22 protein-coding genes and 1 riboswitch are annotated in these 25,357 nt (G+C 55.6%); of the genes, 8 read left to right on the top strand and 14 right to left on the bottom strand.

What is annotated here, in order from left to right; all coding sequences use genetic code 11:
* Positions 1-221 precede the first annotated feature (221 nt).
* Positions 222-1,037, top strand: coding sequence for a tetratricopeptide repeat protein (locus UF64_RS18490; RefSeq protein WP_044830088.1), 816 nt, complete (start codon positions 222-224; stop codon positions 1,035-1,037).
* Positions 1,038-1,144: 107 nt separating this feature from the next.
* Positions 1,145-2,173 carry a substrate-binding domain-containing protein gene (locus tag UF64_RS18485; RefSeq protein ID WP_044830087.1) on the top strand — a complete coding sequence of 343 codons (1,029 nt, stop codon included), beginning with the start codon at positions 1,145-1,147 and terminating at the stop codon, positions 2,171-2,173.
* Between the two features lie 47 nt (positions 2,174-2,220).
* Here the strand turns inward: UF64_RS18485 and UF64_RS18480 are convergent, their stop codons facing one another.
* The 9 genes from UF64_RS18480 to cobU all read right to left on the bottom strand — a co-directional run bounded on the left by UF64_RS18480 (position 2,221) and on the right by cobU (position 13,479).
* Positions 2,221-3,033: a class I SAM-dependent methyltransferase gene (locus tag UF64_RS18480; RefSeq protein ID WP_044830086.1), complete on the bottom strand. Its 813-nt coding sequence runs from the start codon at positions 3,031-3,033 to the stop codon at positions 2,221-2,223.
* Positions 3,030-3,704, bottom strand: coding sequence for a glutathione S-transferase family protein (locus UF64_RS18475; protein ID WP_044830085.1), 675 nt, complete (start codon positions 3,702-3,704; stop codon positions 3,030-3,032). Before UF64_RS18475 ends, UF64_RS18480 begins: the two co-directional genes overlap by 4 nt.
* Before the next feature lie 220 nt (positions 3,705-3,924).
* The gene (locus UF64_RS18470; RefSeq protein WP_044830084.1) at positions 3,925-5,445 is read right to left on the bottom strand and encodes a cobyric acid synthase; all 1,521 of its coding nucleotides are present in this window, start codon (positions 5,443-5,445) and stop codon (positions 3,925-3,927) included.
* A gap of 39 nt (positions 5,446-5,484) precedes the next feature.
* A complete protein-coding gene (cobO, locus tag UF64_RS18465; RefSeq protein WP_044830083.1) occupies positions 5,485-6,111 on the bottom strand; it encodes a cob(I)yrinic acid a,c-diamide adenosyltransferase in 627 nt (208 codons plus the stop codon).
* Positions 6,112-6,164: 53 nt separating this feature from the next.
* Complete coding sequence (locus tag UF64_RS18460) at positions 6,165-6,986, bottom strand: endo alpha-1,4 polygalactosaminidase (protein WP_235285156.1); 822 nt, start codon at positions 6,984-6,986, stop codon at positions 6,165-6,167.
* A gap of 127 nt (positions 6,987-7,113) precedes the next feature.
* On the bottom strand, positions 7,114-7,815 hold the full coding sequence (locus tag UF64_RS18455) for a hypothetical protein (protein WP_044830081.1): 702 nt from the start codon (positions 7,813-7,815) through the stop codon (positions 7,114-7,116).
* Positions 7,816-8,001: 186 nt separating this feature from the next.
* Positions 8,002-11,766 (bottom strand): cobaltochelatase subunit CobN, encoded by a 3,765-nt coding sequence (gene cobN, locus UF64_RS18450; protein ID WP_044830080.1) that lies wholly within the window; start codon positions 11,764-11,766, stop codon positions 8,002-8,004.
* Positions 11,767-11,864: 98 nt separating this feature from the next.
* Positions 11,865-12,905 carry a cobalamin biosynthesis protein CobW gene (gene cobW / locus UF64_RS18445; RefSeq protein ID WP_044830079.1) on the bottom strand — a complete coding sequence of 347 codons (1,041 nt, stop codon included), beginning with the start codon at positions 12,903-12,905 and terminating at the stop codon, positions 11,865-11,867.
* A gap of 34 nt (positions 12,906-12,939) precedes the next feature.
* Positions 12,940-13,479: a bifunctional adenosylcobinamide kinase/adenosylcobinamide-phosphate guanylyltransferase gene (cobU, locus tag UF64_RS18440; RefSeq protein WP_044830078.1), complete on the bottom strand. Its 540-nt coding sequence runs from the start codon at positions 13,477-13,479 to the stop codon at positions 12,940-12,942.
* A gap of 57 nt (positions 13,480-13,536) precedes the next feature.
* A riboswitch (cobalamin riboswitch) is annotated at positions 13,537-13,728 on the bottom strand.
* A gap of 510 nt (positions 13,729-14,238) precedes the next feature.
* Here cobU and UF64_RS18435 point away from each other — a divergent pair.
* Positions 14,239-14,913, top strand: a complete 675-nt coding sequence (locus UF64_RS18435) for a hypothetical protein (protein WP_235285155.1) — start codon at positions 14,239-14,241, stop codon at positions 14,911-14,913.
* A 13-nt stretch (positions 14,914-14,926) separates the two neighbouring features.
* On the opposite strand, the gene UF64_RS18430 is transcribed toward UF64_RS18435, so the two are convergent.
* Positions 14,927-15,538, bottom strand: coding sequence for a histidine phosphatase family protein (locus UF64_RS18430; RefSeq protein ID WP_082049895.1), 612 nt, complete (start codon positions 15,536-15,538; stop codon positions 14,927-14,929).
* A gap of 30 nt (positions 15,539-15,568) precedes the next feature.
* On the bottom strand, positions 15,569-16,381 hold the full coding sequence (gene cobS / locus UF64_RS18425; protein ID WP_235285154.1) for an adenosylcobinamide-GDP ribazoletransferase: 813 nt from the start codon (positions 16,379-16,381) through the stop codon (positions 15,569-15,571).
* Between the two features lie 194 nt (positions 16,382-16,575).
* Here cobS and cobT point away from each other — a divergent pair, with 194 nt between their 5' ends.
* Positions 16,576-17,610 carry a nicotinate-nucleotide--dimethylbenzimidazole phosphoribosyltransferase gene (gene cobT / locus UF64_RS18420; protein ID WP_044830075.1) on the top strand — a complete coding sequence of 345 codons (1,035 nt, stop codon included), beginning with the start codon at positions 16,576-16,578 and terminating at the stop codon, positions 17,608-17,610.
* A gap of 47 nt (positions 17,611-17,657) precedes the next feature.
* Here the strand turns inward: cobT and UF64_RS18415 are convergent, their stop codons facing one another.
* A complete protein-coding gene (locus UF64_RS18415) occupies positions 17,658-18,887 on the bottom strand; it encodes a hypothetical protein (protein ID WP_044830074.1) in 1,230 nt (409 codons plus the stop codon).
* A 233-nt stretch (positions 18,888-19,120) separates the two neighbouring features.
* Here UF64_RS18415 and UF64_RS18410 point away from each other — a divergent pair, with 233 nt between their 5' ends.
* From UF64_RS18410 to rfaE1, 3 genes are read left to right on the top strand one after another with little or no spacing between them, the layout of a single operon-like run.
* Positions 19,121-20,077 carry a UDP-glucuronic acid decarboxylase family protein gene (locus UF64_RS18410; protein ID WP_044830073.1) on the top strand — a complete coding sequence of 319 codons (957 nt, stop codon included), beginning with the start codon at positions 19,121-19,123 and terminating at the stop codon, positions 20,075-20,077.
* A 31-nt stretch (positions 20,078-20,108) separates the two neighbouring features.
* Positions 20,109-20,693, top strand: a complete 585-nt coding sequence (locus tag UF64_RS18405; RefSeq protein WP_044830072.1) for a D-sedoheptulose 7-phosphate isomerase — start codon at positions 20,109-20,111, stop codon at positions 20,691-20,693.
* Between the two features lie 54 nt (positions 20,694-20,747).
* On the top strand, positions 20,748-22,220 hold the full coding sequence (gene rfaE1 / locus UF64_RS18400; protein ID WP_044830071.1) for a D-glycero-beta-D-manno-heptose-7-phosphate kinase: 1,473 nt from the start codon (positions 20,748-20,750) through the stop codon (positions 22,218-22,220).
* Here the strand turns inward: rfaE1 and UF64_RS18395 are convergent.
* The gene (locus UF64_RS18395) at positions 22,217-22,852 is read right to left on the bottom strand and encodes a nucleotidyltransferase family protein (RefSeq protein ID WP_044830070.1); all 636 of its coding nucleotides are present in this window, start codon (positions 22,850-22,852) and stop codon (positions 22,217-22,219) included. The genes rfaE1 and UF64_RS18395 overlap by 4 nt on opposite strands.
* A complete protein-coding gene (cbiB, locus tag UF64_RS18390) occupies positions 22,849-23,892 on the bottom strand; it encodes an adenosylcobinamide-phosphate synthase CbiB (protein WP_200892701.1) in 1,044 nt (347 codons plus the stop codon). Before cbiB ends, UF64_RS18395 begins: the two co-directional genes overlap by 4 nt.
* A gap of 431 nt (positions 23,893-24,323) precedes the next feature.
* On the opposite strand from cbiB, the gene UF64_RS18385 reads away from it, so the two are divergent.
* Positions 24,324-25,346 (top strand): sirohydrochlorin chelatase, encoded by a 1,023-nt coding sequence (locus UF64_RS18385; RefSeq protein ID WP_044830267.1) that lies wholly within the window; start codon positions 24,324-24,326, stop codon positions 25,344-25,346.
* Positions 25,347-25,357 lie beyond the last annotated feature (11 nt).

Here is a 25,357-nt window from a genome sequence, read left to right as displayed (position 1 = left end):
GGCGATTTGGTTTGAAGGCACAGTAGCGGCCTTGTCCCATACAGACAAAACCTTTTGGCAGGGGGATTTGTTCCCGCAAACGCCCGCTTTGGGAACAACAATCATTATCTTGCCGTTTTCATGTTGTGAGACTTCAGATATGCGCAATCAATCATGGTGGATCGACTGATTGATCTTCTATGGTGGCTGCGAGAAATTTTTGCCAAAGACGGAGCTTTTTCATGTCACGACTTTCCGGTTCCTCGCTACGCGCGCGCGCCACAGGCTTGCTGTGTCTGGCGGGGTTGGTTGGCATCGGCGCAAACATACCCGATGCCCGTGCCCAGACCGAAAGCAACGGTGGCATGACACAGGAAGAAAGCCAGCAATATCGCGACTGCATCAAGCTGGCCCAGCTTAAGCCCGAAGACGGATTTGAAAGTGCGATTGCCTGGCGCGACTTGGGCGGTGGGGAACCGGCACGCCACTGCGTTGCCGTCGCCCTGATATCGCTTGGCAAATATGAAGAGGCCGCGACCCGCCTTGATGCGCTTGCCAAGGACAGCACAGCCGGACCGGGTGTGGTTGCCGGTATGCTGGCCCAGGCCGGTCAGGCCTGGATGATGGCCGATAACCTTGAATTTGCCTGGCGCGATCAAAGTCGCGCGCTTGAGCTGGTGCCCAATAACCCGCAGCTTTGGGTCGATCGCGCCATGGCGCTTGGCCTTGCCGGGCAGTATTGGGAGGCGATTGATGATCTGAATGCCGCCCTTGATCTTCAGCCCGATCATACCGAAGCCCTGATTTACCGGGCATCGGCGTGGCGCCTGCTTGAAAGTTACGATTTGGCAATGACCGATATCGAATATGTTCTGGGCCGCGAACCCCAGAATGTGCAGGCACTTTTTGAGCGCGGCAAACTGCATCAGATCGCCGGTGACAAGGATCTCGCACGGCGTGATTGGCTAACTGTCATAGAACTTTCAAACGGAACCCCTGTTGCCGATGCGGCAAAAGCGAATATAGAGAAGATGGATGTTCGCACCGGATCGGACTGACGGTTCTCCGTCAGTTCAGAAAACAGGTTCACGGTGATCGATTTCCTTGTATATGACCGGTAGAACCATTTGCCGGTCCATCACCGGAAAGTTTTTTGGGGGACGAAATGCGTCGCACGTTTGCCTTGGCTACCCTTGCCGCATCAATCACACTTCTGGCAGCACCGGCTGCAGAAGCCCGCGATCAGATCAGGATTGTCGGATCCTCGACGATCTTTCCGCTGACCACCAAGGTCGCCGAGCATTTCGCCAAGACCACCGGCGCACCAGCCCCGGTGGTTGAAAGCACCGGATCTGGCGGCGGCTTCAAGCTGTTTTGTGGCGGCATTGGCGAACAGTTCCCCGATATTGTTGATGCATCGCGCCCGATTACCGGGTCGGAGACCGCAATTTGTGCGGCGAACTCTGTTCGCGATATCAGCGAAATCAAGATCGGCTATGACGGCATTGTCATGCTGGGCTCACGCGAAGCGCCGGCCATGGAACTTACCGCCCGCCAGCTTTATCTGGCCCTTGCACGTACGGTTCCGGTCAATGGCGCAAGTGTTCCGAACCCGCATGAAAAATGGTCCGATATCGACCCGAGCCTGCCGGATCTTAAAATCCGCGTTTATGGCCCGCCGCCGACATCTGGCACACGCGATCTTATGGGTCAGCTTTTGCTTGATCAGGGCTGCGCGACATTTTCCGATATCGCAAGCCTTGAGGCATCCGACCCTGACAGCTTCCGCTTGCTGTGCCGTACGCTTCGCGAAGATGGCGCCTATATCGAGGCAGGTGAAAATGACCGCCTTGTCATCAGCAAGCTTGAAAAAGACCCGACCTCATATGGCGTGATGGGCTTTAACAATCTGGATCGCAACCGCGAGCGCCTGCAGGGCGTTCCGATCAACGGCATCGAGCCGGATTACGAAACCATCCTTGATGGCAGCTATCCGGCATCGCGCGCGCTTTATCTTTACGTCAAGGATGACCACCAGCAGCTGGTCCAGAGCCTGGGCGAGTTCATCTCGACCTATGTCTCCGAAGCAGTGATTGGCGAAGAAGGCTTGCTTGCTGATAACGGTCTGGTGCCGCTGACCAGTGACGAACGTGCGGAAACCATGACCAGTGCTGCGAAGTTTGCCGGAAACTGATCGCCAAACCGATCAAAGCCAATATACCTGATAATAGCGGCCGGGCATCAGTCCGGCCGTTTTGCCATCCAGACCTGATTGCTGGCATATTTCGGCGGATTGCCCTGAAAATCCGAAAATTCCGTTATCGAAACGAAACCGGACAACTCCAACATAAGGCGCATTTCACTGCGATGAACCCAGCGCAGATGATGCCAGCAATCCTCGCGCTTAATCACTTCATCCAGATCATTGATTTCTTCAAAGCGCCAATGTTCGCTGAACTTCTGGGTCAGGGGATCATTGGTGCGTTCCATCGCCGTGATACGAAGGCGACTGCCCGGCTTACCGACACCATCAGGCATTGGAAAGACGGGAAGCTCCAGCGGGTCCGGATCGCCTTCGGGCAAGCAATAGCGCAAATCGGGATCCATCAGATCAAGCGCAATTGCCCCGCCCGGTTTCAGATGGGCAAAGGCGCGCTCAAGGGCACGTCGCTGATCGGTTGCATCGGTGACTTCCTGAAGCCCGCGAAACGGGATGATGACCAGATCAAATTGACGTCCCAGATCGAAGTCGCACATATTGCCAAGATGCCATGTCAGATCGGGGTAATTGGCACGCGCCTGATCCAGCATTGCGGGGGATAGATCAAGCCCCTCAACCGCGATACCGAGCCTGGCAATCGCGGCACTGATCCGCCCGGTGCCGCAGCCCAGTTCAAGCACACCGTTCTCGTGTGCGAGGCTTTCTGCGAGACGGGAATAGAAGGGAATGGGATCTTCGAAAATCTTACGATCAAGATCAGCGCGAAGATCGTAACTGGCCGTATTGAGGCCTCCGGCAGGGTAGAATTCATCAGATATGGATGAATTCGTCATTCAAAATCCAGTTCCGCATAATGGCTGGATGGCGGGAAGCTGGCCTGTCGGTCTGCGAGAATATCGCGCATGGCGGGGCGGCTTTTGATCCGCATGTACCAGTCCTTGGCGCGGGGATGTTTCGACCAGTTGATATCGCCCATATAGTCGATCACGGATACCTGTGCGGCAGCCGCCAGATCGGCCATGGTCAGGTGATCACCGGCCAGCCAATTGCGGCGTTCAAACAGCCAGCCGATATAGTCCATGTGATAGGCCGCATTGGTGCGCCCGGCGCGCAGGACCTTGGTATCGGGGGTGCCGGTCGAAAAGAAGCGTTTGAGAAGCTTTTCACCCAGCAGATGGTCGGTGACCTCGCGATTGAATTTGCCATCAAACCACGCGACTAGGCGGCGGATTTCGGCACGCTGCTTTGCGTCCGATCCGAACAGTTTCGGCTCGTCCTCATAGACCTCGTCGAGATACTCGCAAATGACGGTGGAGTCACAAAACACCGCCCCGTCTTCTTCGACAAGAACAGGGACCTCACCCGCCGGATTGAGCAGCAGGAAATCGTCACGCCGCTCCCAGACCGGTTCGGCTGCGAGTTCGAAATCGAGCTTCTTCTCGGCCAGGACCAGACGGACTTTGCGCGAAAAAGGTGAGAGCCAAAAATGATATAACTGACGCATGAGCGTGAAGATACCCGACCAAGGATGAACGTTTTGCAAAGACCCGCCCCGGGGTCGCAAACATTCCCAAAACCGCAAATAACCCGGTTCGTTTCCAACCCGGAACTGCAAGATATCTCAAACCATGCAACGCGTGCGAAGTAAAGAGCTTCAAGCACCGGGAAGTGCAATTTTGCCATACGTACCGGTCATGGCTGACATAAAGCTTAAAACCGGCCCGTCAGGCGCGGCTTTTTGCCAGTTCCAGCATGCCGTCAAGATCAAGGCAGGCTTCCAGATGATCGGCCAGTTCATCAAGGGCGGCGTCAATGCCAGCCTCGAAATGCGTCGTCTGATGGGCATCACCCGAGCGTAACCGCCCCAGAAAGGCATGGCGGAAATCATCGCTGCCAAACAAACCATGCAGATAACAGCCCAGAACCCGGCCATCAGGGCTCATCGCGCCATCAGAAACACCACTCAGATCAAGCCAGCTGCGCGCCCGATCCGGTCCATCTGTTTGACCCATATGGATTTCATAGCCATCGACAGGTGTCCCGACGGCAAGCCCAGCATCATGCCCTATGGTCATGCCACGCGTCTTGCGCAGCGTCTTGTCCCCGGCCATGACGGTTTCAATATCAAGCAAGCCAAGCCCGGCCTCACTGCCGGGCTCACCCTCGACGCCATTGGGATCATGGACCATGCGGCCCAGCATCTGATAGCCGCCGCAAATGCCGATCACATGGCCGCCACGCCTATGATGGGCGAGAATATCGATATCCCAACCTTGTTCTTTCAGGAACCGAAGGTCGGCCATGGTCGATTTTGAACCCGGCAACAGCACCAGATCACAATTGCTGGGAATCACCTGCCCCGGCTTGATCACCAGCAATTCCACATCATCCTCGGCCGCCAGCGGATCAAGGTCATCAAAATTGGCAATGCGCGGCAGATGCGGCACGGCAATGCGCAGGACTTTGCCCGCGTCTTCGCCGCTGTTTCTGTGATATCTCCCGGCCTTTTCGAGCGCCACGCCATCTTCGGCGGGGAGTTTATGGGCATTTGGCCAGTACGTTGCGATACCGTAACTTTCAAGACCGCAGGTTTCAGCAATGATGCCGGTCGCCGGCTCAAACAGCGAGACATCGCCACGAAACTTGTTGATCACATAGCCCTTAAGCCAGCGGCGATCATCCTCCGACAATAACGCATGCGTCCCAACGATCGAGGCAATTACCCCGCCGCGATCAATGTCACCCACCAGAATGACCGGGACCTGAACGGCCTCTGCAAAACCCATATTGGCGATGTCGGATGCCCGCAGATTGACCTCGGCCGGTGATCCGGCCCCTTCGATCAGGACAAGATCGGCATCCGATGCCATGATCTCGAAGCTTTCGACCACCTTGGGCAGAAGATCCCGTTTCAGCCGGTAATAATCGCGTGCCTTGGCGCTGGTCAGGACCTTGCCCTGGACGACCACCTGCGCACCGATATCGCTTTGCGGTTTGAGCAGGACCGGATTCATATGAACCGTCGTGGCAACGCCCGCCGCCCGCGCCTGAAGCGCCTGTGCGCGGCCGATCTCGCCGCCATCATCGGTGACGGCGGCATTATTCGACATGTTTTGCGGTTTGAACGGGCGGACCCTCAGGCCCCGGCGGGCATAGGCCCGGCACAATCCGGCCACCAGCAAGGATTTCCCGACATCGGAACCGGTACCTTGCAACATCAGGGCGGGAACAGATTGCACACTCATTCCGGTTTCAAAACTTTCATATGGGTGATCGGCGTCCGATCAAAACTCGACGCCGATCTGTGCCTTGATGCCCTGTTCGCGGAACGGATGTTTGACCATGGTCATTTCCGTGACCAGATCGGCGGCCTCAATCAGGGTATCCGGAGCATTGCGCCCGGTAAGCACGATATGCTGATCGGGAAGTTTGTTGGCGAGTGCTTCAAGCACATCCTCAAGCGGCAGGAAATCATAGCGCAGGACGATATTGATCTCATCAAGAATGACCATTGAGTAGCTCGGATCACGCAGCATTTCCAATGCCTTGTTCCAGGCTTCACGTGCCAATGCAACATCCTGCGCACGGTTCTGGGTTTCCCAGGTAAAGCCCGCGCCCATGGCGTGAAATTCACAAAGATCAGGAAATTTTTTCAGAAGCTTGGCCTCGCCGGTTTCCCAGCCGCCCTTGATGAACTGAACAACGCCAACTTTCATGTCATGGCCGACACAGCGCATCGCCATACCAAAGGCCGAGGATGACTTGCCCTTGCCCTTGCCGGTATGGACAATGATCAGGCCCTTTTTATCGATTTTCTGGGCCATCATCTTGTCTCGCGCGGCCTTGATTTTCTTCATTTTTTCATCATGGCGCGCGTTGACATCGACGTCTGGCTGGCTTTTGTCAGTCATTGTTTCTTCCCTTTGAAATGCCGCCCCAGAATGCGGCGAAACCACCTCCGGGATCAAGGGCAGTTTTGCGGTGCGTGATCAAGGTCGGTACGTGCAATCACGCCCTGAAATCCGTGGGCATCAGCAGCTGGACAAAAGGCCGCTGCATCGGCCCCTTCATCGATATATTCGACAGCAAAAACCGGCTTTCCCTGCGCGACATAGGGGTCAAATTCACCCATGAAACCCAGCCGATGGGCCGATTCCAGAAGGGCAAAATCCATCTGATCGACAAGATCGGGCACAAGGTCGGCGGCATTTTTCTGCCCGATGGCAAGGCTGCGCGCATGGGCCTCCGTGATCAACCAGTTCACATAGCGCAGCTGATCTTCGCGTGTGATGTCAAAACCGGTTGGCTTGCTGCTTTGATCGGCTTCAAAGACATCGATGTTATCGGGCTCAACCGCCAGAAATCCTTTGTCCCGGCACAAATCAAGACGGGCTGTGATCACATCGGCAAAGCGATCAAAGCGGCTGATATCAAGCCAGTTTTCGCCATCCCACCTCCAATAGGGCTGGCCGATCACATCTTGCGGGAATTCCTTGGCATCATCCCGCCAGTCCTCAACCGCGCCGACATTGATATAGCAAATTGGATAAAGCCCGGCCGCGCGCCAGGCTGCAACCTGATCAGCCGACGTATCGAACAGATCAGCACCGACAACGCGGATATTGTCATCCACATCAAGCGTTCCCTGAAGCTGCCAGTGAAAAGGGCCGTTTGGCACAGATGTCCAGTGCAAGGCGTTATCTGCCTGTGCCAATGAACCATTTGCCAGTAGAGCAACAACCATCACTGCCGGGAGCAAAAAGGATTTTGAAATCAAGTTCTTCACGCGGTGCGCCTGCCTGCCTGAAATGTTGCAGAACGAGTTTGCCCGCCTGCATTGGCCAAGACAATCCCGCAAACAAAAAGCGCGACCCGTAAGATCGCGCTTTTGAAGTCAGTTGCGCCAGAACACTTTAACAGCTGGCACTTTCACCGGTGGTCAATCCAAGATCGCCAGTCACCAGATCGGCCCATTTATCGGGTTCGCGCATGTCGATATTGCGCAGTTCCGGGCGGCGCATCCGGGCCTTGTTAAACAGTTGAAGGCGATCCCCCGGCGACATGCGGCGCAAGCGTTGCAAAGCCTTGCGAACTGCGTCATTGCGCGGGGTTGCCGGGCTTTGGAAGCTTTTTTCGACCACCTCAAGGCGTTTTTCCAGCCAGTCACGGCTGATCGCGACCTGTTCAATCAGGGTTTTGAAATCCCGTACCACCGGGAAATGATCAAGGCGGAGGTGAGCTACGGCAATGGCGGTGCGCCAGACCTGACGTTCAACCCCTTGCAGGTAGCGCCAATAAATCTTCACCTTGGCATTGATTTCAAATTTGGTTTGATCCGGACCGGGAAGATGGTGGGCGAGTTCCGTCATGCCGGCATGAAATTCATCGAACGTTACCGGGCGATGCACGCCGTTGAAGCGTTCGCGGACGTCAAGGACCGCGCGAATGGCCCCACGGGCCGGGCGATAGCGGCCATTGCCGTGCAAGTCGGCGCTCAGCCAGTCGGGCATGTCAAAATCAGAAAGCAGGAAGTTGATGATATCTGCATGCCTGTCATGGGCAGGCATTGGAGTTTGCAGATAATCAGGCAAACGAACGTTGGTCTTGATATCCATCGCGGCCTCCGATCTGTTCAATCAACCTGCTTCCCATGCAGGCGATCCGATAGGGGTGCCCCGTCCCTCACAACTTATTAACAGTTGGTTAATTGAGATATGGTGCGAAAACGTAACGTTTCAACTGCCCGGTTTGTTCCGACGGTAAAATTCCCGTGATTCCAACAACAAGCGGCAGTTGACCCGTTAGCTTCCCAGATCGGCGGAAACACTGTTGCGCCGCGGTTGCCAGAGCCCGCGTTCAATCGCCTCCTTCAGGCGATCCTTGATATCCTGAAGCGCATCGGGATTGTGATCGGCAATAAAATCGCGCACCTCGGCATCGCCAAGATAGGCGTCATAGACCAGATCAAAGTGATGATCGGCAACGCAGCGCGCAGTCGCGGCAAAGGCAAACAGATAATCAACTGTTGCCGCCATCTCGAACGCGCCCTTATAGCCATGGCGCATCACGCCCTTGATCCATTTGGGATTGACCACGCGTGCGCGCACAACACGGGCGATTTCTTCTTCAAGCGTGCGGATTTTCGGGCTTTCGGGGCGGGAATGGTCGCTGTGATAAACTGTTGGCTGCTTGCCCGACAGATTGCGCACAGCTGATGTCATTCCGCCTTCGAACTGATAATAATCATCCGAGTCCAGAAGATCATGTTCGCGGTTATCCTGATTATGGACGATTGCGTCGACCTTCGAAAGCCGGGTTTCAAACAGATCGCGTGCCGCCGTGCCCTCGGCCCCATTGCCATAGGCGTAGCTTCCCCAGGCAAGGTAGGCATCGGCAAGATCGTCTTCGTCTTCCCAAAGCTTTTCGTCAATCATCGCCTGCAAACCGGCACCATACGCCCCCGGTTTGGAGCCGAAGACACGGAACCCGGCCTGTCGGGCGGCCTGATCGTCAGACACACCTTGGCTTCGAAGTTTTTCGGCCTCGGCCTTCACACGCATGGCAATCGGATTGGTATCAGCCGGTTCATCGGTTTGGTCCGCCACCGCACGCACGGCGCTGTCAAACATATCAATCAGACCCGGAAAGGCATCGCGGAAGAAGCCGGAAATGCGCAAGGTCACATCCACACGCGGCCGGCCCAGCACCGATGCAGGCATGATTTCAAACCCGGTCACCCGGCGCGATGCGCTATCCCAAGTCGGGCGCACCCCCATCAGGGCCAGCGCCTGAGCGATATCATCACCGCCCGTGCGCATGTTGCTGGTCCCCCAGACCGACAAGCCCAGCGCAGTTGGCCATTCGCCATGATCCTGCACATGCCGTTCCAGCAACAACTCGGTCGACTTCCAGCCCAACTGCCAGGCCGCCGGGGTCGGCACAGTACGGGTATCAACCGAATAGAAATTACGCCCGGTCGGCAACACATCCGGGCGACCACGGGTCGGTGCTCCCGATGGACCGGGTTCAACAAACTTGCCAGCAAGGCCACGCAAAAGGCCCTCGATCTCGGCCGGGCCACAGCCGGTTACCGCCGGGCGAATATTTGTTTCGATATCAGAAATAACGTCACATACCGCCGACCATGCCGGATCGGCCTTCACTGTGCCTTTGACAAGATCACGTGCCAGAAGCTCGATCCGTTCCACGGTATCGCCGGTGGTGCGCCACGGCCCGATATCCCCCGCATCATATGCCGCCAGCACATCGGGCTTGGCACCGGGCCAGAATTCGGCAAAGGCACAATCAAGCGGATCAAACGCCGGATCAGACAGAATATCCTTGGCAATCGCGCGATGCAGCGATGCCTTAGGCCCGATTTCCGCGCCGCGTGGCAGACGGGCAAGTGCGACCAAAAGATCGGTCAGAAGATCGTCCTCCGGGGCCTTGCCATAAATATGCAGGCCATCACGGATCTGCAGTTCTTTCAGCTCGCACAGATAGTTATCAAGTTTGGCAAGCGCGCTTTCTTCGTCTTCGCCGGCCTCGATCCCGCAATCACGATCAAGACCGATGCGGATTGCCAATTCAAGAATGTCGCGTTTCAGGATCGCAAGACGGCGGGGATCAACCGCGGCGGCGTCATAATATTCATCGACCAGCGCTTCGAGATCCTTGAGCGGCCCGTAACTTTCTGCGCGCGTCAAAGGCGGGGTCAAATGATCAAGGATGACGGCCTGTGCGCGCCGCTTGGCCTGTGTGCCTTCGCCCGGATCATTGACGATAAACGGATAGAGATGCGGCGTCGGACCAAAGACGGCCTCGGGGAAGCAGTCTTCGGACAGTGCCAGTGACTTGCCCGGCAGCCATTCCATATTGCCATGCTTGCCAAAATGAATGATGGCATCGACGCCAAACACATGCCGCAGCCAGATATAAAAGGCGAAATAGTTGTGCGGCGGCACCAGATCGGGCGAGTGATAGCTTTCAAGCGGATCAATGTTATAGCCGCGCGCGGGCTGCAACCCGACCACCACATTGCCAAGCGGCAGGATGGAAAGCGCAAAGGCATCCTGACTCGCCAGATAGAACGGATCCTTCGTCGGATCGCCCCAGGCCTCAAACACCTGATCGCGGATGGATTGCGGCAGGGCATCAAACGCCTTTTGATAGTCCGTCCGGGACAAGGTCACACGGATTTCGCGGGTCGCAAGCGATTTGAAATCGTTGGTCGGCCCGGCCTTGATCGCCGCAATCAGGGCATCGCCATCCGCAGGCAGATCATCGACCCCGTATCCTTCGCCCTGCATGGCACGCAGTGTTTCGATCATGCCGGCCGGGGTATCAAGCCCGACCCCGTTGCCAAGGCGGGCATCCTTGTTGGGATAGTTCGCCATCACCATCGCGACCTTGCGCGCGCTGCTGTCAGTTCTGCGCAAGCGCACCCAGTTGGCAGCCAGTTCGGCGGTAAAACCCACGCGATCGCGCACCGGAATGTATTTCACCAGATCAATCTGGGTGAGTTCATCCTTGCCAGCCGATCCCTTGAACGACACAGCACGTGACAGGATACGACCATCGACCTCTGGCAGGGCGACATTCATCGCGATATCGCGCGCAGCCAGGCCATTGACGCCATCGCGCCAGGCTTCCTCGCCACCGCCGGATAGCACCACCTGAAAGACCGGCGCATCGACCGCATCAAACGGCCCGCCTTTTCGTTCTGATCCCGGAACAGATATGGCAAAGCCGGTGGTATTAAGGATCAAATCCGCGCTGGTTTCGGCCAGCCAATCCTCGACCAATGCGGCGGCCACCGGATCCTTAAGGCTGGCGACAAAAATCGGTAATGGATTCAGACCATTGGCACAAAGTTCCTCAACCAGCGCGTCAATCACATCCAGATTGGCGGCCTGCACCAGCGAACGATAAAAGATGATCGGTGTAACCGGTTGATTTTCAAACCAGTTCTCCCTGATGTCATCCAAGCTTGCCTGGGCCTTTCCCGGCCAATAGCCGCCAGCCTTGACCAGCGGGGCGGCGGGCGACCAGTTCCAATTCACGTTTGAATTCAGGCTTTCGTATATAAGACGCAGTAAATTCTCGGAATTTTGTGGTCCACCCTCGATCAGGTAGCGCCAGATATTCTGGTATTCACGTCCCTTGACGGTCGAAAGCGACAACAGCTCCGCATCGGGTTGATCATCACCGGGCAACAGGACCAAGGGAATGTCCTTGGCGCGCGCAACGGCAACCAGTTGTTCGATGCCATAATCCCAATAGCCACGCCCGCCCAGAATGCGCACGATGATGAATTTGGCATCGGAAAGCACATCGTCGATATAAAGATCGACCGACATGTTGTGACCAAGCTGCAGCAAGCTTGCCAAACGCAAGGATGGTGTTGCATCCCCGAACGCCTCGACCAGACGCCCCTGTGCCCCGGCAAGACAGGCCAGCTCAGACTCGGCCGCAGACAGGATCACCACATCGCCGGGTTGCTGTCCAAGGTCGACGGCCTCACTGCCGTCGGTGACCATTCCGGGCTGGGCTGCCAATAGATGCATTTGGGGATCCGTATCCTTGCGTCGTTAGGTCGAAAAAGTGCCCAGACCGGATGCATTTTACAGCCGGTCTCAGGCAGGTTTCATCAGGTCAAATAGGATCAGGCAGCCTTGATGGCAGCCGCGATCGCATCACGGTCCAGGCCATGCAGACCAATCACCACCAGTTCCGAGCGGCGGGTTTCCCCATCCGCCCACGGGCGATCAAAATAGCGCTGGAAGCGTTCACCAACCCCCTGAACCACATGACGCATCGGTTTGCCCGGCACATCAAGGAAGCCCTTGATCCGCAAAACGTCAAACTGGCGGACAACATCAATCAGACGCTTTTCAAGGCTGGCAGGATCGCTGATTGCATCAAGCGAGACAACGAAGCTGTCGAAATCATCATGATCATGCTCATGACCATCGTCATGGTGGCTCGGGCGGCTATCAAGATCGTCTTCGGCGGCGGCACCGAGCCCCAGCAGGATGGCATTCTCCACCCGCGAATGTTCGGTCGCGATGATCTTCACCGACGGCTTTTTCAGCTCAGCCCGGATATCGGCTTCGACCTTGCTGCGCTCGGCATCAGTCAGAAGATCCGTCTTGTTCAGAACCACCATATCGGCACAGTGAAGCTGCTCTTCGAACAGTTCTTCAAGCGGGCTTTCGTGATCAAGGTTGTCATCGGCTTCGCGCTGGGCCTGGACCGCATGATGATCATGGGCAAAAAGACCATCACGAAGTGCTGCGCCATCCAGAACAGCCACCACACCATCAACCGTCACGCGTGAGCGGACTTCCGGCCAGTTAAACGCCTTTACCAAAGGCTTTGGCAGGGCAAGACCCGACGTTTCGATAACGATATGGTCAGGCGGCGTATCGCGATCAATCAGGTTCTGGATGGTTGGCAGGAAGTCATCGGCCACCGTGCAGCAGATACAGCCATTGGCCAGTTCAACCACATCATCCTCTTCGCAGCCCTCGATGCCGCAGCCATTGATGATGCCGCGATCGACACCGAGATCGCCAAATTCATTAATGATCAGCGCAATGCGTTTGCCATCGGCATTTTCCAGCATGTTGCGGATCATGGTTGTTTTGCCAGCGCCCAGAAAACCGGTAATAACGGTTGCCGGGATTTTGCCCAATTGTGCCATTTCTGAAATCCTCAAAAATCAATTCTTTATGTTACTATTTGACCTGCATCGGAATGCCGGCGACCACCAGGATGACCTTGTCTGCCAATTCGGCGATGCGTTGATGAAGGCGCCCGGCATGATCGCGAAAGGCACGCGCCATTGCATTTTCCGGCACGATGCCAAAGCCGACCTCGTTCGAAACAAAAAGGACCGGCACGACAAGCGTTGGCAGCAGATCGCAAAGGGCTGTGATTTCGCCATCAATGTCGCGGTCTTCAAGCATCAGATTGGTCAGCCACAAGGTCAGACAATCGACCAGAACCGGCTTGCCGCCCGCGATATTACAGGTCTGCAAGGCCGAACAAAGCTCAAGCGGTTCTTCAAGAGTCTGCCAAAGATCGCCGCGCGATTGTTTGTGAAGATCGATGCGGTTGGCCATTTCGTCATCCCAGGCCCGCCCTGTTGCGATATAGGTTCCGCCGCCCGCCTGATTGATGATGTTTTCAGCAAACCGGCTTTTGCCGGATCGTGCCCCGCCAAGGATCAGATGCGTCCCACCAGGGGGTGCAAAGGGGGGTAAATTCTGGGTCATCCCGTTTCTTCCTCGCCATGGCCTCCCACCGAGGCCCGATTGCGTCGCCACCATCTAAAGAATAGTGATACCTTCGGCAGGTTTCCTGGCTGCGGGCATGAAAGCGATCCGCCTTCCCGGTTGCCCGGTGGCTGGTCTGGCGCCATAGCGCCGACCCGGATCTCCCAACCCGATACAGTTGCGGGGGCAGCATCGGCCTTGCACCGATTTCCCATCACCGAACGGTGCGCCGAACCTATCAGGTTTGCCAAAAATGCCAAAGGTCATTCTGGGTACTTAACCCTTCGTTGTGCACGCACCCTAATCGGAAGGTCAGTATTTGTAAGAATTGTCTTCTTGAGAGGTCATACCATTTCAGCCAACATCATATTGTTGAACTGGTAGGGACCAAATTCATTCATATGATCCCCCCGGCAACTGATATGAGAGAAAAAGCTAGGAAAAGCCCGCAGAGCGGGGTGATCCCCGGTCAAGGGATTTGACGCAGGGGCTTTCTCTCAGATCAGTTGTCCTTCGGATCTCCCGGATTTGCACGGGCTATTTTGTCGCAAAACCTTGAAAGATATAGATCTTTTTGCGATTTCTCTCCGCATATCCGCACAAATCCGGGAGACCGGGATGATCTTATGAATGAATTTGGTCCCTAGAGACGGAAAAATCCGCGGTCCGGTGAAACCCGGGGTTAAAGACATCCCCCCGGCTGGTCGAGGAATACGCTTGGCCGAAACTACTTGGGGTAATCTGGATTTTTCAAGACCAATGGCTATTCGTTCTCATCTCTCCAAAATCCGACAGTTGAACGCGCCAACCTGGACCACGTCGTCTCGCAAGGACATGTGGCTTGGGTTGCTTGGCCGTCTGAACAGCCCGGATCAATCCTTTCAGGAATTTCTCGAACAATACGCGACCGAGGGCGAGATTACGCTGGCACGGCGCGATGTGCGTGAAATCTTTGCCGAGGATGCGGCAAAAGGCGTGATCGCAACGATCATCTGGTCCCATGAACGTGGCATTCGGGTGAACGCATTGTCGCTGCTTGTCCGCGATATGCCGACCCTTGTGACCCTGATGTCGATTTCGGATTTTGGTCAGGAAGAGTTGAACGAACTTCTTTCCCAGCCGGGCATTTCGGTTCCGACCGCGAGCAAAATGTTGTCGGCCTGTGGCAAGACCTATTGCGGGATGCCGGCCGCAATCATTGATGACACCGTTATTCAGGTGATTGAAAATGCATCCTTTGCTGGTGATTTTCCCAATGTTGCCAAGCTGCGCGGCAAATCGCGCAGCCGTCCGGTACCCTATTATCAGGCCTATCTGCGCGATGTTTTCGACATCTGCGAAAAATATGATCTGAGCCCGGATATGGTCGACCGTTATCTGGCGGAACATGCGCTTGATGACATGGCGTCCGACATCGAACTGGCTTCAGCCTGACCAAAATTCCCGATCAGAAGCGCTGATTGACCCCGGTCACACGCCAGCCCGGTTCTTCGACCCCGTCGATATATTCAAGTGTCGTCAGGCCAAGGGTGTCGATATGAAACGCCAGTGCGGTTTCAAGTGACAAGCCCAACGCGTTGGCCAGCATCGCCCGCACTGTGCCGCCATGAACGACGGCCACAATATCGCGTCCGGCCCAATCCGCACTGAGACGACCAAAGACAGGGCCGACACGGGCAACAACATCGGCAAAGCTTTCACCATTTGGCGGTTGTTGACGGGCAAAGTCCGTCCAGAACCGGGTTGTTTCGCCCCTGGGCAAATCGTTCCAGTTCTGCAGCTCCCAATCACCAAAATGTTGCTCGGCAAAGCCGTTTTCTGCCTTTGGCGGTATGTCCGTACTCATGAAACCCTGAAGACCGCGCGCGGTAGCATGTGTGCGCGACAAATGGCTTGTTACCCAAGCTGCGTCAGCTGGCAGTTGGCGCGCTACAGCCTCAAGCGCCTTTTGATCGGAAAGGTCGGCTGGCATATCACTTTGGCCATAGACTAGCCGTTTGGGATTTTCGACCGGGGCATGGCGCACCAGCCACCAGCGGGTTGTTTTCAAAGTGCTCACGGCTTTCCTATTAATTGTTGTGCTGGCTGATCAAAGGATGGCGATAAAGGCGATGCCGACAAACAGCTCGGTCATAATCTGGGTCGCCCCCAGGACATCGCCCGTCTGACCACCGATCTGCCATTTCGCAACGCCCGCGACAAGCGTGACCGCCAGAATCCCGCCAAGCAGAATGGCCAGCGTCACCAAGACCCCCGACAAAACAAGCGCAAGGATCACGGCAAGGCCAACGCCAAGACCCACCATCATCAGACTTGGCGTGCCAGCTCCCTTGCCCAAACCATCGGCGCGTGCCGGCGGCAAGATATGCATCACAACCGGCACGGCGGCGCGCGATACGATTGCCATGACCAGAAACAGAATGGCTGCCTGCCCGGCATCACCAGCTGCAGACAGCAAGATAAAACGCAGGCCAAAACACAGGATCAGGGCGACAACGCCATAGGTGCCAATATGGCTATCACGCATGATTTCAAGTTTTCGCGCGCATTCAAAACCACCACCAAATCCATCGGCGCAATCAGCCATGCCATCTTCATGCATCGAGCCGGTCAACAAAACCATACCGGCCAAAGCTACAATCGCAAAAATCAGGGTGCTGGCTGTCAGGTAATAGACCAGCATGGCGGGCAGCATGGCAAACCCGGCCAACAAAAGCCCGACCAGCGGCCACGACCAGACCGATCTTGCGATCAGCTCGGCTCGAAAATCATCAATCCCCCGTACCGGGACGCGGCTTAGCAACGCCAAAGCACGCCAGAAATCGGAGATCGGCGAAGCCGGAATTGGTGCATTTTCCGCGGTGTCGTGGGTGGATTGGCCCGATGAATCTGCGCTTTGCATATTTGTTTCGTTTTGGTTATGATCTTTGGACACCATAAATTTCCGATTTTCAAACTGGCAATCTGTTGCGCCCGGGCCTAGTTTGGGCTGACTTCCTGAACCGCTTTAATAAATTGGTTTCCGAGCCTAATCCTTACCATCGCGGAAGCCAAGCGGAACACATCAAGCACCGATGCCGCCAGCCGGAGACCCACATGTTCAATCCGAAACACCCGCCGCAAAATCTTGAGGAAATTCGCGCCCTTCTTGCCGAACTTCCCGATGTCGACCCGGAAGCGCAAGCCGCCGTTCTTGAACGCGAACCGACATTGACCAAGCCTGCCGGGTCGCTTGGACGGCTTGAGGATTTCAGCCTGTGGCTCGCGGGTTGGCAGGCCACCTCACGTCCGCGTATGTCGCGCCCACGCGTCACGGTTTTTGCTGGCAGTCACGGTGTCGTAGCGCAAGGCGTTTCGGCCTTCCCGGCCAGTGTGAACCAGCAGATGGTCGAAAACTTCATCAATGGCGGGGCTGCGATCAACCAGATTTGCAAATCGGTCGATGCGGAACTGCGTGTCATGGAAGTCGCACTTGAAATTCCGACCAACGATTTTGCAAATGAACCCGCGATGGATGATGAAGGCTGTGCCGAGGCGATGGCCTTTGGCATGAGCGCGATTGAAAAGGGGCTGGATCTGTTTGTGCCGGGTGAAATGGGTATCGGCAACACCACCTCGGCCGCGGCGATTTCGCATGCGCTTTATGGCGGGGATGCCGCGGACTGGACCGGGCGCGGTACCGGGATTGATGACACGACCCTAAGCCGTAAAACGCGCGTGGTGGGTGATGCCATCATCCTGCATAGAAACCAGATGCATGACGGGCTTGATGTTTTACGCTGTGTCGGGGGGCGTGAAATTGCCGCCATGGCCGGTGCGATCATTGCCGCACGTTTTTCACGGGTTCCGGTGTTGCTTGATGGGTATGTTTCCTGTGCAGCGGCGGCTGTTCTGGCCGCGATGCGCCCGGATGCCCTTGATCACTGTCTGGTCGGGCATGTGTCGGCAGAACCCGGCCACGCAAGGCTGATTGAAAAGCTCGGCAAGGAAGCGCTGATCAATTTCGGCATGCGCCTTGGCGAAGGATCGGGGGCCGCACTTGCCATTCCGCTTTTGCGTGCGGCGGCGGAATGCCACACCGGCATGGCGACTTTTGAGAAAGCCGGGATCGATGGCAAGGATGAGGCCTGATCGTCCGTTTTTATTGATCGAACATCGATAGCGCCGGATTTCCGGCGCTATTTTTTTGTCCGCTCGTTCATAAGCTGCTCGACATGGCGGCCCTGGAACATGGTGATGTTGATCGAATGACCGAACTTGATCGCACGTTCATCATCGCAGCGGCACAGGATCACGCGGGTATCACCAGATTCAGCCACGGCCGCACGCATCGTTTCACGATGTTCGTCATCCATGTTTTCCATTTCCGGATCCCACAGCATCTTGATCATATCAACGCCAAGTTTGTTGCGGTTGATATAGGGCAGGGACAGGTGGCTGATGCCATCAATACAGATGCGATAGCCGCGATCACGGCAGAAATCACGGGCAAAGAAGAACGCGCCGAGATCGGCAAAGATATCGATCTTTTGCAGTTCAAGCACGATCGTGCCGCGCTGACCAGCCTTGACGTTACTATCGAACGTCAGGAAATCGGGTGACAGCAGGGTCGAAACATTTAGATTGATACTGACTGAACCCGTTACCGACGCGTCATTTGACCGCGTCAGAAGCGAAAGCATCCGGCGATCAAGAATTTCGGTCAGGTGCTGAAACAGCCAGCGGTTTGACAGCACATTGACATCAGGCAGCAGGGTATCCTGCAAATCCTTGATAGAAATAAACAATTCATGGAAGACCGGCGTCGGATGGGCATCACCGACCACGGCACAGATCGCCTGACGCCGCATCAGGTTCGATAGATCAGCACGGCGAAGCGACTCATCAATTCGCCCGAGGATTTTCGGAGTCAGCGGTGCACGATCATCGCTCAGTTCCGGATGGTCATTGTGACGTTCGGCCGCCTTGCTGATGATTTTCGGGCGATTGGCATTGGCCCGGACCAGCATCTGGGTCAGATGCAGGAATTCCTTATATTGCTGCCCGACATCGTAATAGTCGGTGAAGGTGGCAGGCGCGCCGCTTTCATCCTTGCCATCACTGATCAGCGGATCGTCATTAAACAGGAATTTCAGCCGGAAGATGACGGCATTGACCTCGTCCATCTCTGCCGCATCAAAGATGAAAATCAGATCCTGGTTGGACAGGGTGAAAATGCGTCCGGTGACTTCAGGGACGATTTCCTCAAACGCAGTAATGGCTGTCCGGATGTGATGATCACGGCGGTTGAAGGGCAACAATTTGGAAAAATGCACATGGATTGCACCAACGCCGTCCTTGCGCCGCTCAAGGCGTCGCACATAGTCAACGAGGAAGGCTTCGGGCGATGGAAGTGAGCTCTCAGACATGAATGCAATAACCAGAAGATTGTTTTGACGGAATCACAGCCGCTAATCTGCCCAAACCACGATAGCGCCCGTCCATTAACAGGTTATGTATTTAGCATTCATACAAGTTGAAACCAAACGGGAATATCGGGCAATTTCAGACATGTCGACGAAACGATAAGTCGTAGCTTTCCACCAACCAAGCTGCTAGTTTCAGGCCGTTTTGATATCAGAGCGATAAGGTTAAAGACGATATGTGGCGACGCAAGCGGATTCTGGTTACGGGTGGTGCAGGTTTTCTTGGTTCTCATTTGTGTGAACGCCTGCTTGAAGAAGGCAATGACGTTCTGTGCGTAGATAATTTCTTTACCGGCACCAAGGACAACATTGTCCATCTGCTCGACAAACCGCATTTCGAGCTGATGCGTCACGATGTGACCTTCCCGCTCTATCTGGAAGTGGACGAGATTTATAACCTCGCGTGCCCGGCATCACCGATCCATTATCAGCACGACCCGGTCCAGACGACAAAGACCAGCGTGCATGGCGCGATCAACATGCTGGGCCTTGCCAAACGTGTTGGTGCCAAGATTTTCCAGGCCTCGACCAGCGAAGTTTATGGCGATCCGGAAGTCCATCCGCAGACTGAAGATTACCGCGGCAACGTCAATCCGATCGGCCCGCGGGCCTGCTACGATGAAGGCAAGCGCTGTGCAGAAACGCTGTTCTTTGATTACCACCGCCAGCATGACCTTGATATCAAGGTTGCCCGTATCTTCAACACCTATGGCCCGCGCATGCATCCGCAGGACGGCCGTGTGGTTTCGAACTTTATTATTCAGGCACTGCATGGCGAAGACATCACCATTTATGGCGATGGTCAGCAGACCCGATCCTTCTGCTTCTATACCGATCTGATCGAGGGGTTTGTAAGGCTGATGGCAACAGACAAAACTGTTACCGGCCCGATGAACCTTGGCAACCCGCATGAAATTACCATTCGTGAACTGGCCGAACGCGTCATCGAAATGACCGGTGCCAAATCCAAGCTGATCTTCAAGGATCTTCCGGCAGATGACCCGTTGCAGCGCAAACCCGACATTACATTTGCGCGCAATACCCTTGATGGTTGGGAACCGACCGTGAAACTTGAAGCGGGCCTTGGATCAACCATCGAATATTTCCGCGATCTGATTGCAAAACACGGCTGAGACGACTTAGCGAGCAGGACCTGAATTACCCATGGATATCAAAGCCTTTTTCGACGCCGAGTTTGACGAGCATCTTGATCTGGTCAACAAGACCCGCGAAGCCACGCGCGATGCCTTTATCGAACTGGTCGAGATTTGCACCGATGCGCTGAATGATGGCAACAAACTGCTGTTCTTTGGCAATGGCGGATCTGCTGCCGACGCCCAGCATATCGCCACCGAGTTTACGGTTCGCTACATCAATGATCGTCGTGCACTGCCGGCGATTGCGCTGACCACCGATAGCTCCGCCCTGACCGCGATCGGCAATGATTTCGGGTTTGATCACCTGTTTTCGCGCCAGATTGAAGCCCTTGGCAACCCGGACGATGTCGCAATTGGCATTTCGACGTCGGGCAACAGCAAGAACGTCAATCTCGGTCTGGCCAAGGCCAAGGAAATGGGCCTGATTGCAACTGGCTGGACCGGCAAGACCGGTGGCGACATGGTGGATCTGTGTGACCCGCTGTTGATTGTTCCGAGCAACACCACCGCCCGCATCCAGGAAATGCATATCCAGATTGGCCAGATGCTGGTCGGTGCGCTTGAACACACGCTTGGCCTGACGAAGAAATAACCGGCGAACGATCAAAACCGCCTGAATACTCTGACAGAACAAAGAATTGCGACCATGACCGATCTTAGCCATCTGGCCCAACAGGTTGAACAACTGACCGATGCCAAAGTCCTTTGCATTGGCGATGTCATGCTGGATCGGTTTGTCTATGGGTCGGTCACACGGATCTCGCCCGAAGCACCCATTCCCGTCATTCGGGTGGAACGCGAAAGTGCGATGCTGGGCGGGGCAGGGAACGTCACGCGTAATGCAACGGCCCTTGGCGCATCGGTTCAGTTCCTGTCGCTGGTGGGAGATGATCTGCCCGGTCGCGAAGTCATGGAATATGTCGCAGGCGACAAGGGCGTTGAGCCCTATATACAGACCGAACGCAACCGTCCAACCACGATCAAAACCCGCTATATTGCTGGCGGACAGCAATTGTTGCGATCTGATAATGAAACCACAAACGACATTGCCCCTGCCACCATCAGCAATATCTCGACCCTGGCTGGTCAGTTGGCTCCGGATGTCGCGGCGATTGTTCTCTCAGATTATGGCAAGGGCGTCTTGCATGCCGATGTTGTAGCAGCAGCAATTGAAGCTGCCCGCGCGGCCGGAAAGCCGGTTATCGTCGACCCCAAAGGCAATGATTACAGCATCTATCGCGGAGCGACAGTTGTAACGCCCAACCGCGCAGAAGCCGAAGCAGCAACCGGCATTGCCGTCATTAGCGATGAAGATGCGGTTGCAGCCGCGACCAAAATCATTACCGAATGCGGCATCGAGAACGTCCTGCTTACACGTAGTCAGGATGGCATGACGCTTGTCACCAAGGATGGCGAGGCGCTTCACCTGCCGACCGAAGCCCGCGAAGTCTTTGACGTTTCGGGTGCCGGCGACACGGTCGTGGCCTGCCTTGCATCAGCGGTTGCCGCCGGATCAAGCCTTGCCGATGCAGCGCGCATTGCCAATGTTGCCGCTGGGATCGTGGTTGGCAAAATCGGCACTGCGGTTGTCTATCCGGACGAGCTGATTTCCACCCTGCATCATCATGATCTGATGATTGGCGAAGCCAAACTGATGCCGCTTGATCGCATGGTCGATCGCGCAGAGCGCTGGCGGCGCAAGGGTTATACCGTGGGCTTCACCAATGGCTGCTTTGATCTGTTGCATCCCGGCCATCTCAGCCTGCTGAAACAGGCGCGGGCAAATTGTGATCGCCTGATTGTCGGGCTGAATTCCGATGCATCGGTCAAACGTCTCAAGGGCGAAGCCCGCCCGGTTCAGTCGGAGGCCGCACGTGCCGCCGTTCTGGGGTCGCTTGAAACCGTCAGTGGTGTCGTGATCTTTGGCGAGGACACGCCAATTGAGTTGATCTCGGCGATCAAGCCTGACATTCTGGTCAAGGGTGCGGATTACACCATCGACAAGGTTGTCGGTGCTGAGATCGTTCAGGCCTATGGCGGCAAGGTGGTTCTGGCCAATCTTGAAGATGGCTTTTCGACCACATCGACCATTGCTCGGATGAACAAGGGCAAGGATTAAGCGTCCGACCCTGAATCCCTTTCGTCCGGCCAAGGTTGGATGATCAGATCCGGCCAGATTTTCTGCCAACGATCCACTTTGGCCTCATAAACCGTTTTGGCCGGCAGAACGGTGTTGGGAACAACCCGACCTTGCATCACGGCCGAAAGGCCAAACGGCGCATAGATGCGATAGGCATCAATGCCGTTATTGCCCGTATCCTTGCGCACGCCAATCGCACTTGTCTGATAGGCAAAGCGGTCAATACCGTCGCTGGCCGCACGCACGGCACCATAAGGCACACCGAACTTTTCCGGATACCAGATCGGCACACGGGCCTGATTGCGGATTTCCACCGAAACCGCGATATCTGCAAACAATTCAGCGCCTTGGGCAATCACGCGATCTTCGGCTTGCCATTCCGTATCGGGATCGAAATAAAAAAGATCATAATCGGCAATATCAGATTCCGGGGCACGATTGGCCTGAATGTTCCAAATTGTCTGGGCAAGACATCCCGCCGTGAGCCACCAGTCGTCAATCCCGAGCACAGAAAACCGATCAAGGATCAGGCGATTGACCGGATTTTGCAGGATACCGTAGAGAAATTCGCAGCCGTGCGGAATCTCCCTGGCGCGCTGCCCGATACTCATAACCCGATCCAGATTACTTTAAGCACAATCGGCCAGGCGCCATTGATCAGACAGGAGGTTGTGAAAAGCCGCAATGCACGGTCGATATCAATCGCTGTCAGATCACGGCGACCATCGCCGATATAGGGGTCATCAACCACTTCGCTGCCATATTGCCGGGGACCGGCAAGGGCTATTTCAAGGGCGCCTGCAAAGGCGGCTTCCTGCCAACCGGCATTCGGGGATTTGTGTTTTTTGGCATCACGCAGCATAGTCTGGCAGGCCGCTTTGCCACTGATTTTGCCACCGATCCACGCTGCAAGACAAATCACACCGCCCGCAATCCGTGCGGGGACAAAGTTCACCACATCATCAAGGCGCGCGGCAAAACGCCCGAAGTAAAGATAGCGGTCATTGCGGTGACCAATCATCGAATCAAGCGTGTTGATCGCCTTATAGGCACAAATGCCAATCGGTCCGCCCACCACATACCAGAACAGAGGTGCCACCACGCCGTCCGAAAAGTTTTCCGCACAGCTTTCAATGGCTGCCCGGCTAACCCCGGCCTCATCCAGCGTATCGGGATTGCGCCCGACAATCATTGAAACCGCCTTGCGGCCACCGGCGATGCCATCTTTCTTAAGTGCGACCGCGACGGCTTTGACATGCTGATAAAGGCCCTTTTGCGCGATCAGAACCGCGACCAGGAGCACCTCAAACACCATGAAGACTTCGCCAAATGCGGAGATAAACTGCACCAACCCGCCGAATGCGGCAGCAAAGGCAATGACCGCGAGGCTTGTAATGGTACCACGCAGCAACCGGTCGGCATTGCTGCGATCTGGCCGGTTCAGGCGTTTTTCAAACCAGGCAATCAGATTGCCAAACCAGACAACCGGATGCCCGATCCGCGAAAACAGCCATGGGAAATCACCAAACACCGCATCCAACACCAGTGCCAGCACCAGCATTGTGAAAAGTGGCCCGAAAAACGCGGGCTCCGGGATCAGAAAATCAGTGAAGTTTGGGTCCATGGCGGCAATGTGCGCGGTGATCGACAAGGCGTCAATCCCAATGACGATGGGAATGGGGTAAGTCCCGATGGAATCACGGAATTTGCCATCAGGTTTTCGGTTTGCTAGAAACGTTTCATACAAAATTTTATTTTATCATACATTGTCTTGATAAATCCTGCCTGCCCTGAACCACGTAAGGCAATCAACCATCGTCTGGAACCCCACGGGAACCCCTCGCAGTACAGCCAACAGAACAGAAAGTCCGATCACCACCCCACAACATCTTCGATACCAAGCCAATAGCAGCCCACAACAAGTAGTATTTTCATCGCCCATGCCCCTTGCGCATCATCTTGGCGTACCTGCCGCTTGCATTCCGCAAGCCAATCGGTGAAAACGGGGGTGGCATCGGGTACCGCATGGCAAAAATGTCGTGCGAAGAACACCATCAGAGAGAGACAAAGGAGCAGCCTTTTATGTCCCCCAAAGGCGCAGTAATGATTTGCGGTCACGGTTCGCGCGACGAACGCGCAGTTTCACAGTTCAACGCCATGGTTGAAACGATGAAACAAACCCACCTGGCCGACTACGATGTCGAAAGCGGCTTTCTCGAATTTGCCCACCCGATCCTGCGTGACGGCTTTGAAAAGCTCAAAGCCATGGGTCACAAAAAGATTTATGCCCTGCCGGGCATGCTGTTTGCCGCCGGTCACGTTAAAAACGACCTGCCGAGCGAAGTGAACAATTTCGCCCATGAGAACCCGGATATCGAAGTTCTGTTTGGCCGCGATCTTGCCATTGATCCCAAACTTCTGATGGCAGCAAAAGAGCGCATCGAAGAAGCACTTGTCGACGCTGATGACAGCATCGAGCGCAAGGACACGCTTTTGATGGTGGTCGGGCGCGGCACCAACGATCCGGACGCCAATTCCAACGTCTATAAAGTCGCGCGCATGCTGCAGGAAGGCATGGGCTTTGGCCGGACCGAAATCAGCTATTCCGGCGTTGCCCATCCGCGCGTCAATGCGGGCCTGCGCGAAGCGATGAAGCTTGGTTACAAGCGCGTTGTCGTCTTCCCGTATTTCCTGTTTGCCGGCATCCTGATCGACCGCATCTATACCCATACGGATGAAGTTGCGGCCGAATTTGGCGATGTTGAATTCATCAAGGCGGGCTATCTCAAGGACCACCCGATGGTGCTTGAAAGCTTTGCCGAGCGCCTGGCCGAGATCGATACCGGCGATAACAACATGAACTGCCAGCTGTGCAAATACCGCGAGCAGATCATTGGCTATGAAGGCGATGTCGGCACCCCGCAGGTTGGCCACCACCACCATGTGATGGGCATTGGCACCGATGGGCACAGCCATGACCACGGTCACCACCACCATCATGGCCACGGACATCATCATCACGGTCATAGCCATGGCCACAGCCATGATCACGGGCACAGCCACGCCCATGATCATGACGATGCGAAAAAGCCGACCGGTTCCTGACCGGTCGATCC

This window comes from Thalassospira sp. HJ, assembly GCF_000948415.1.
Taxonomy (GTDB): domain Bacteria; phylum Pseudomonadota; class Alphaproteobacteria; order Rhodospirillales; family Thalassospiraceae; genus Thalassospira.
Note: the sequence above shows the minus strand (reverse complement) of the source record. Positions and strands in the feature narration are given on the sequence as shown.

Excerpts from the sequence above, each read along its gene's own strand:
- UF64_RS18470 (WP_044830084.1), bottom strand. The coding sequence starts at position 5,445 with ATGAGTGTGCAATCTGTTCCCGCCCTGATGTTGCAAGGTACCGGTTCC.
- cobO (WP_044830083.1), bottom strand. The coding sequence starts at position 6,111 with ATGACTGACAAAAGCCAGCCAGACGTCGATGTCAACGCGCGCCATGAT.
- UF64_RS18475 (WP_044830085.1), bottom strand. The coding sequence starts at position 3,704 with ATGCGTCAGTTATATCATTTTTGGCTCTCACCTTTTTCGCGCAAAGTC.
- UF64_RS18435 (WP_235285155.1), top strand. The coding sequence starts at position 14,239 with ATGGCTATTCGTTCTCATCTCTCCAAAATCCGACAGTTGAACGCGCCA.
- cobT (WP_044830075.1), top strand. The coding sequence starts at position 16,576 with ATGTTCAATCCGAAACACCCGCCGCAAAATCTTGAGGAAATTCGCGCC.
- UF64_RS18415 (WP_044830074.1), bottom strand. The coding sequence starts at position 18,887 with ATGTCTGAGAGCTCACTTCCATCGCCCGAAGCCTTCCTCGTTGACTAT.
- cobU (WP_044830078.1), bottom strand. The coding sequence starts at position 13,479 with ATGACCCAGAATTTACCCCCCTTTGCACCCCCTGGTGGGACGCATCTG.
- cobN (WP_044830080.1), bottom strand. The coding sequence starts at position 11,766 with ATGCATCTATTGGCAGCCCAGCCCGGAATGGTCACCGACGGCAGTGAG.
- rfaE1 (WP_044830071.1), top strand. The coding sequence starts at position 20,748 with ATGACCGATCTTAGCCATCTGGCCCAACAGGTTGAACAACTGACCGAT.
- UF64_RS18455 (WP_044830081.1), bottom strand. The coding sequence starts at position 7,815 with ATGGATATCAAGACCAACGTTCGTTTGCCTGATTATCTGCAAACTCCA.
- UF64_RS18385 (WP_044830267.1), top strand. The coding sequence starts at position 24,324 with ATGTCCCCCAAAGGCGCAGTAATGATTTGCGGTCACGGTTCGCGCGAC.
- UF64_RS18410 (WP_044830073.1), top strand. The coding sequence starts at position 19,121 with ATGTGGCGACGCAAGCGGATTCTGGTTACGGGTGGTGCAGGTTTTCTT.
- UF64_RS18405 (WP_044830072.1), top strand. The coding sequence starts at position 20,109 with ATGGATATCAAAGCCTTTTTCGACGCCGAGTTTGACGAGCATCTTGAT.
- cobW (WP_044830079.1), bottom strand. The coding sequence starts at position 12,905 with ATGGCACAATTGGGCAAAATCCCGGCAACCGTTATTACCGGTTTTCTG.
- UF64_RS18485 (WP_044830087.1), top strand. The coding sequence starts at position 1,145 with ATGCGTCGCACGTTTGCCTTGGCTACCCTTGCCGCATCAATCACACTT.
- cobS (WP_235285154.1), bottom strand. The coding sequence starts at position 16,381 with ATGCAAAGCGCAGATTCATCGGGCCAATCCACCCACGACACCGCGGAA.
- UF64_RS18395 (WP_044830070.1), bottom strand. The coding sequence starts at position 22,852 with ATGAGTATCGGGCAGCGCGCCAGGGAGATTCCGCACGGCTGCGAATTT.
- UF64_RS18480 (WP_044830086.1), bottom strand. The coding sequence starts at position 3,033 with ATGACGAATTCATCCATATCTGATGAATTCTACCCTGCCGGAGGCCTC.
- UF64_RS18490 (WP_044830088.1), top strand. The coding sequence starts at position 222 with ATGTCACGACTTTCCGGTTCCTCGCTACGCGCGCGCGCCACAGGCTTG.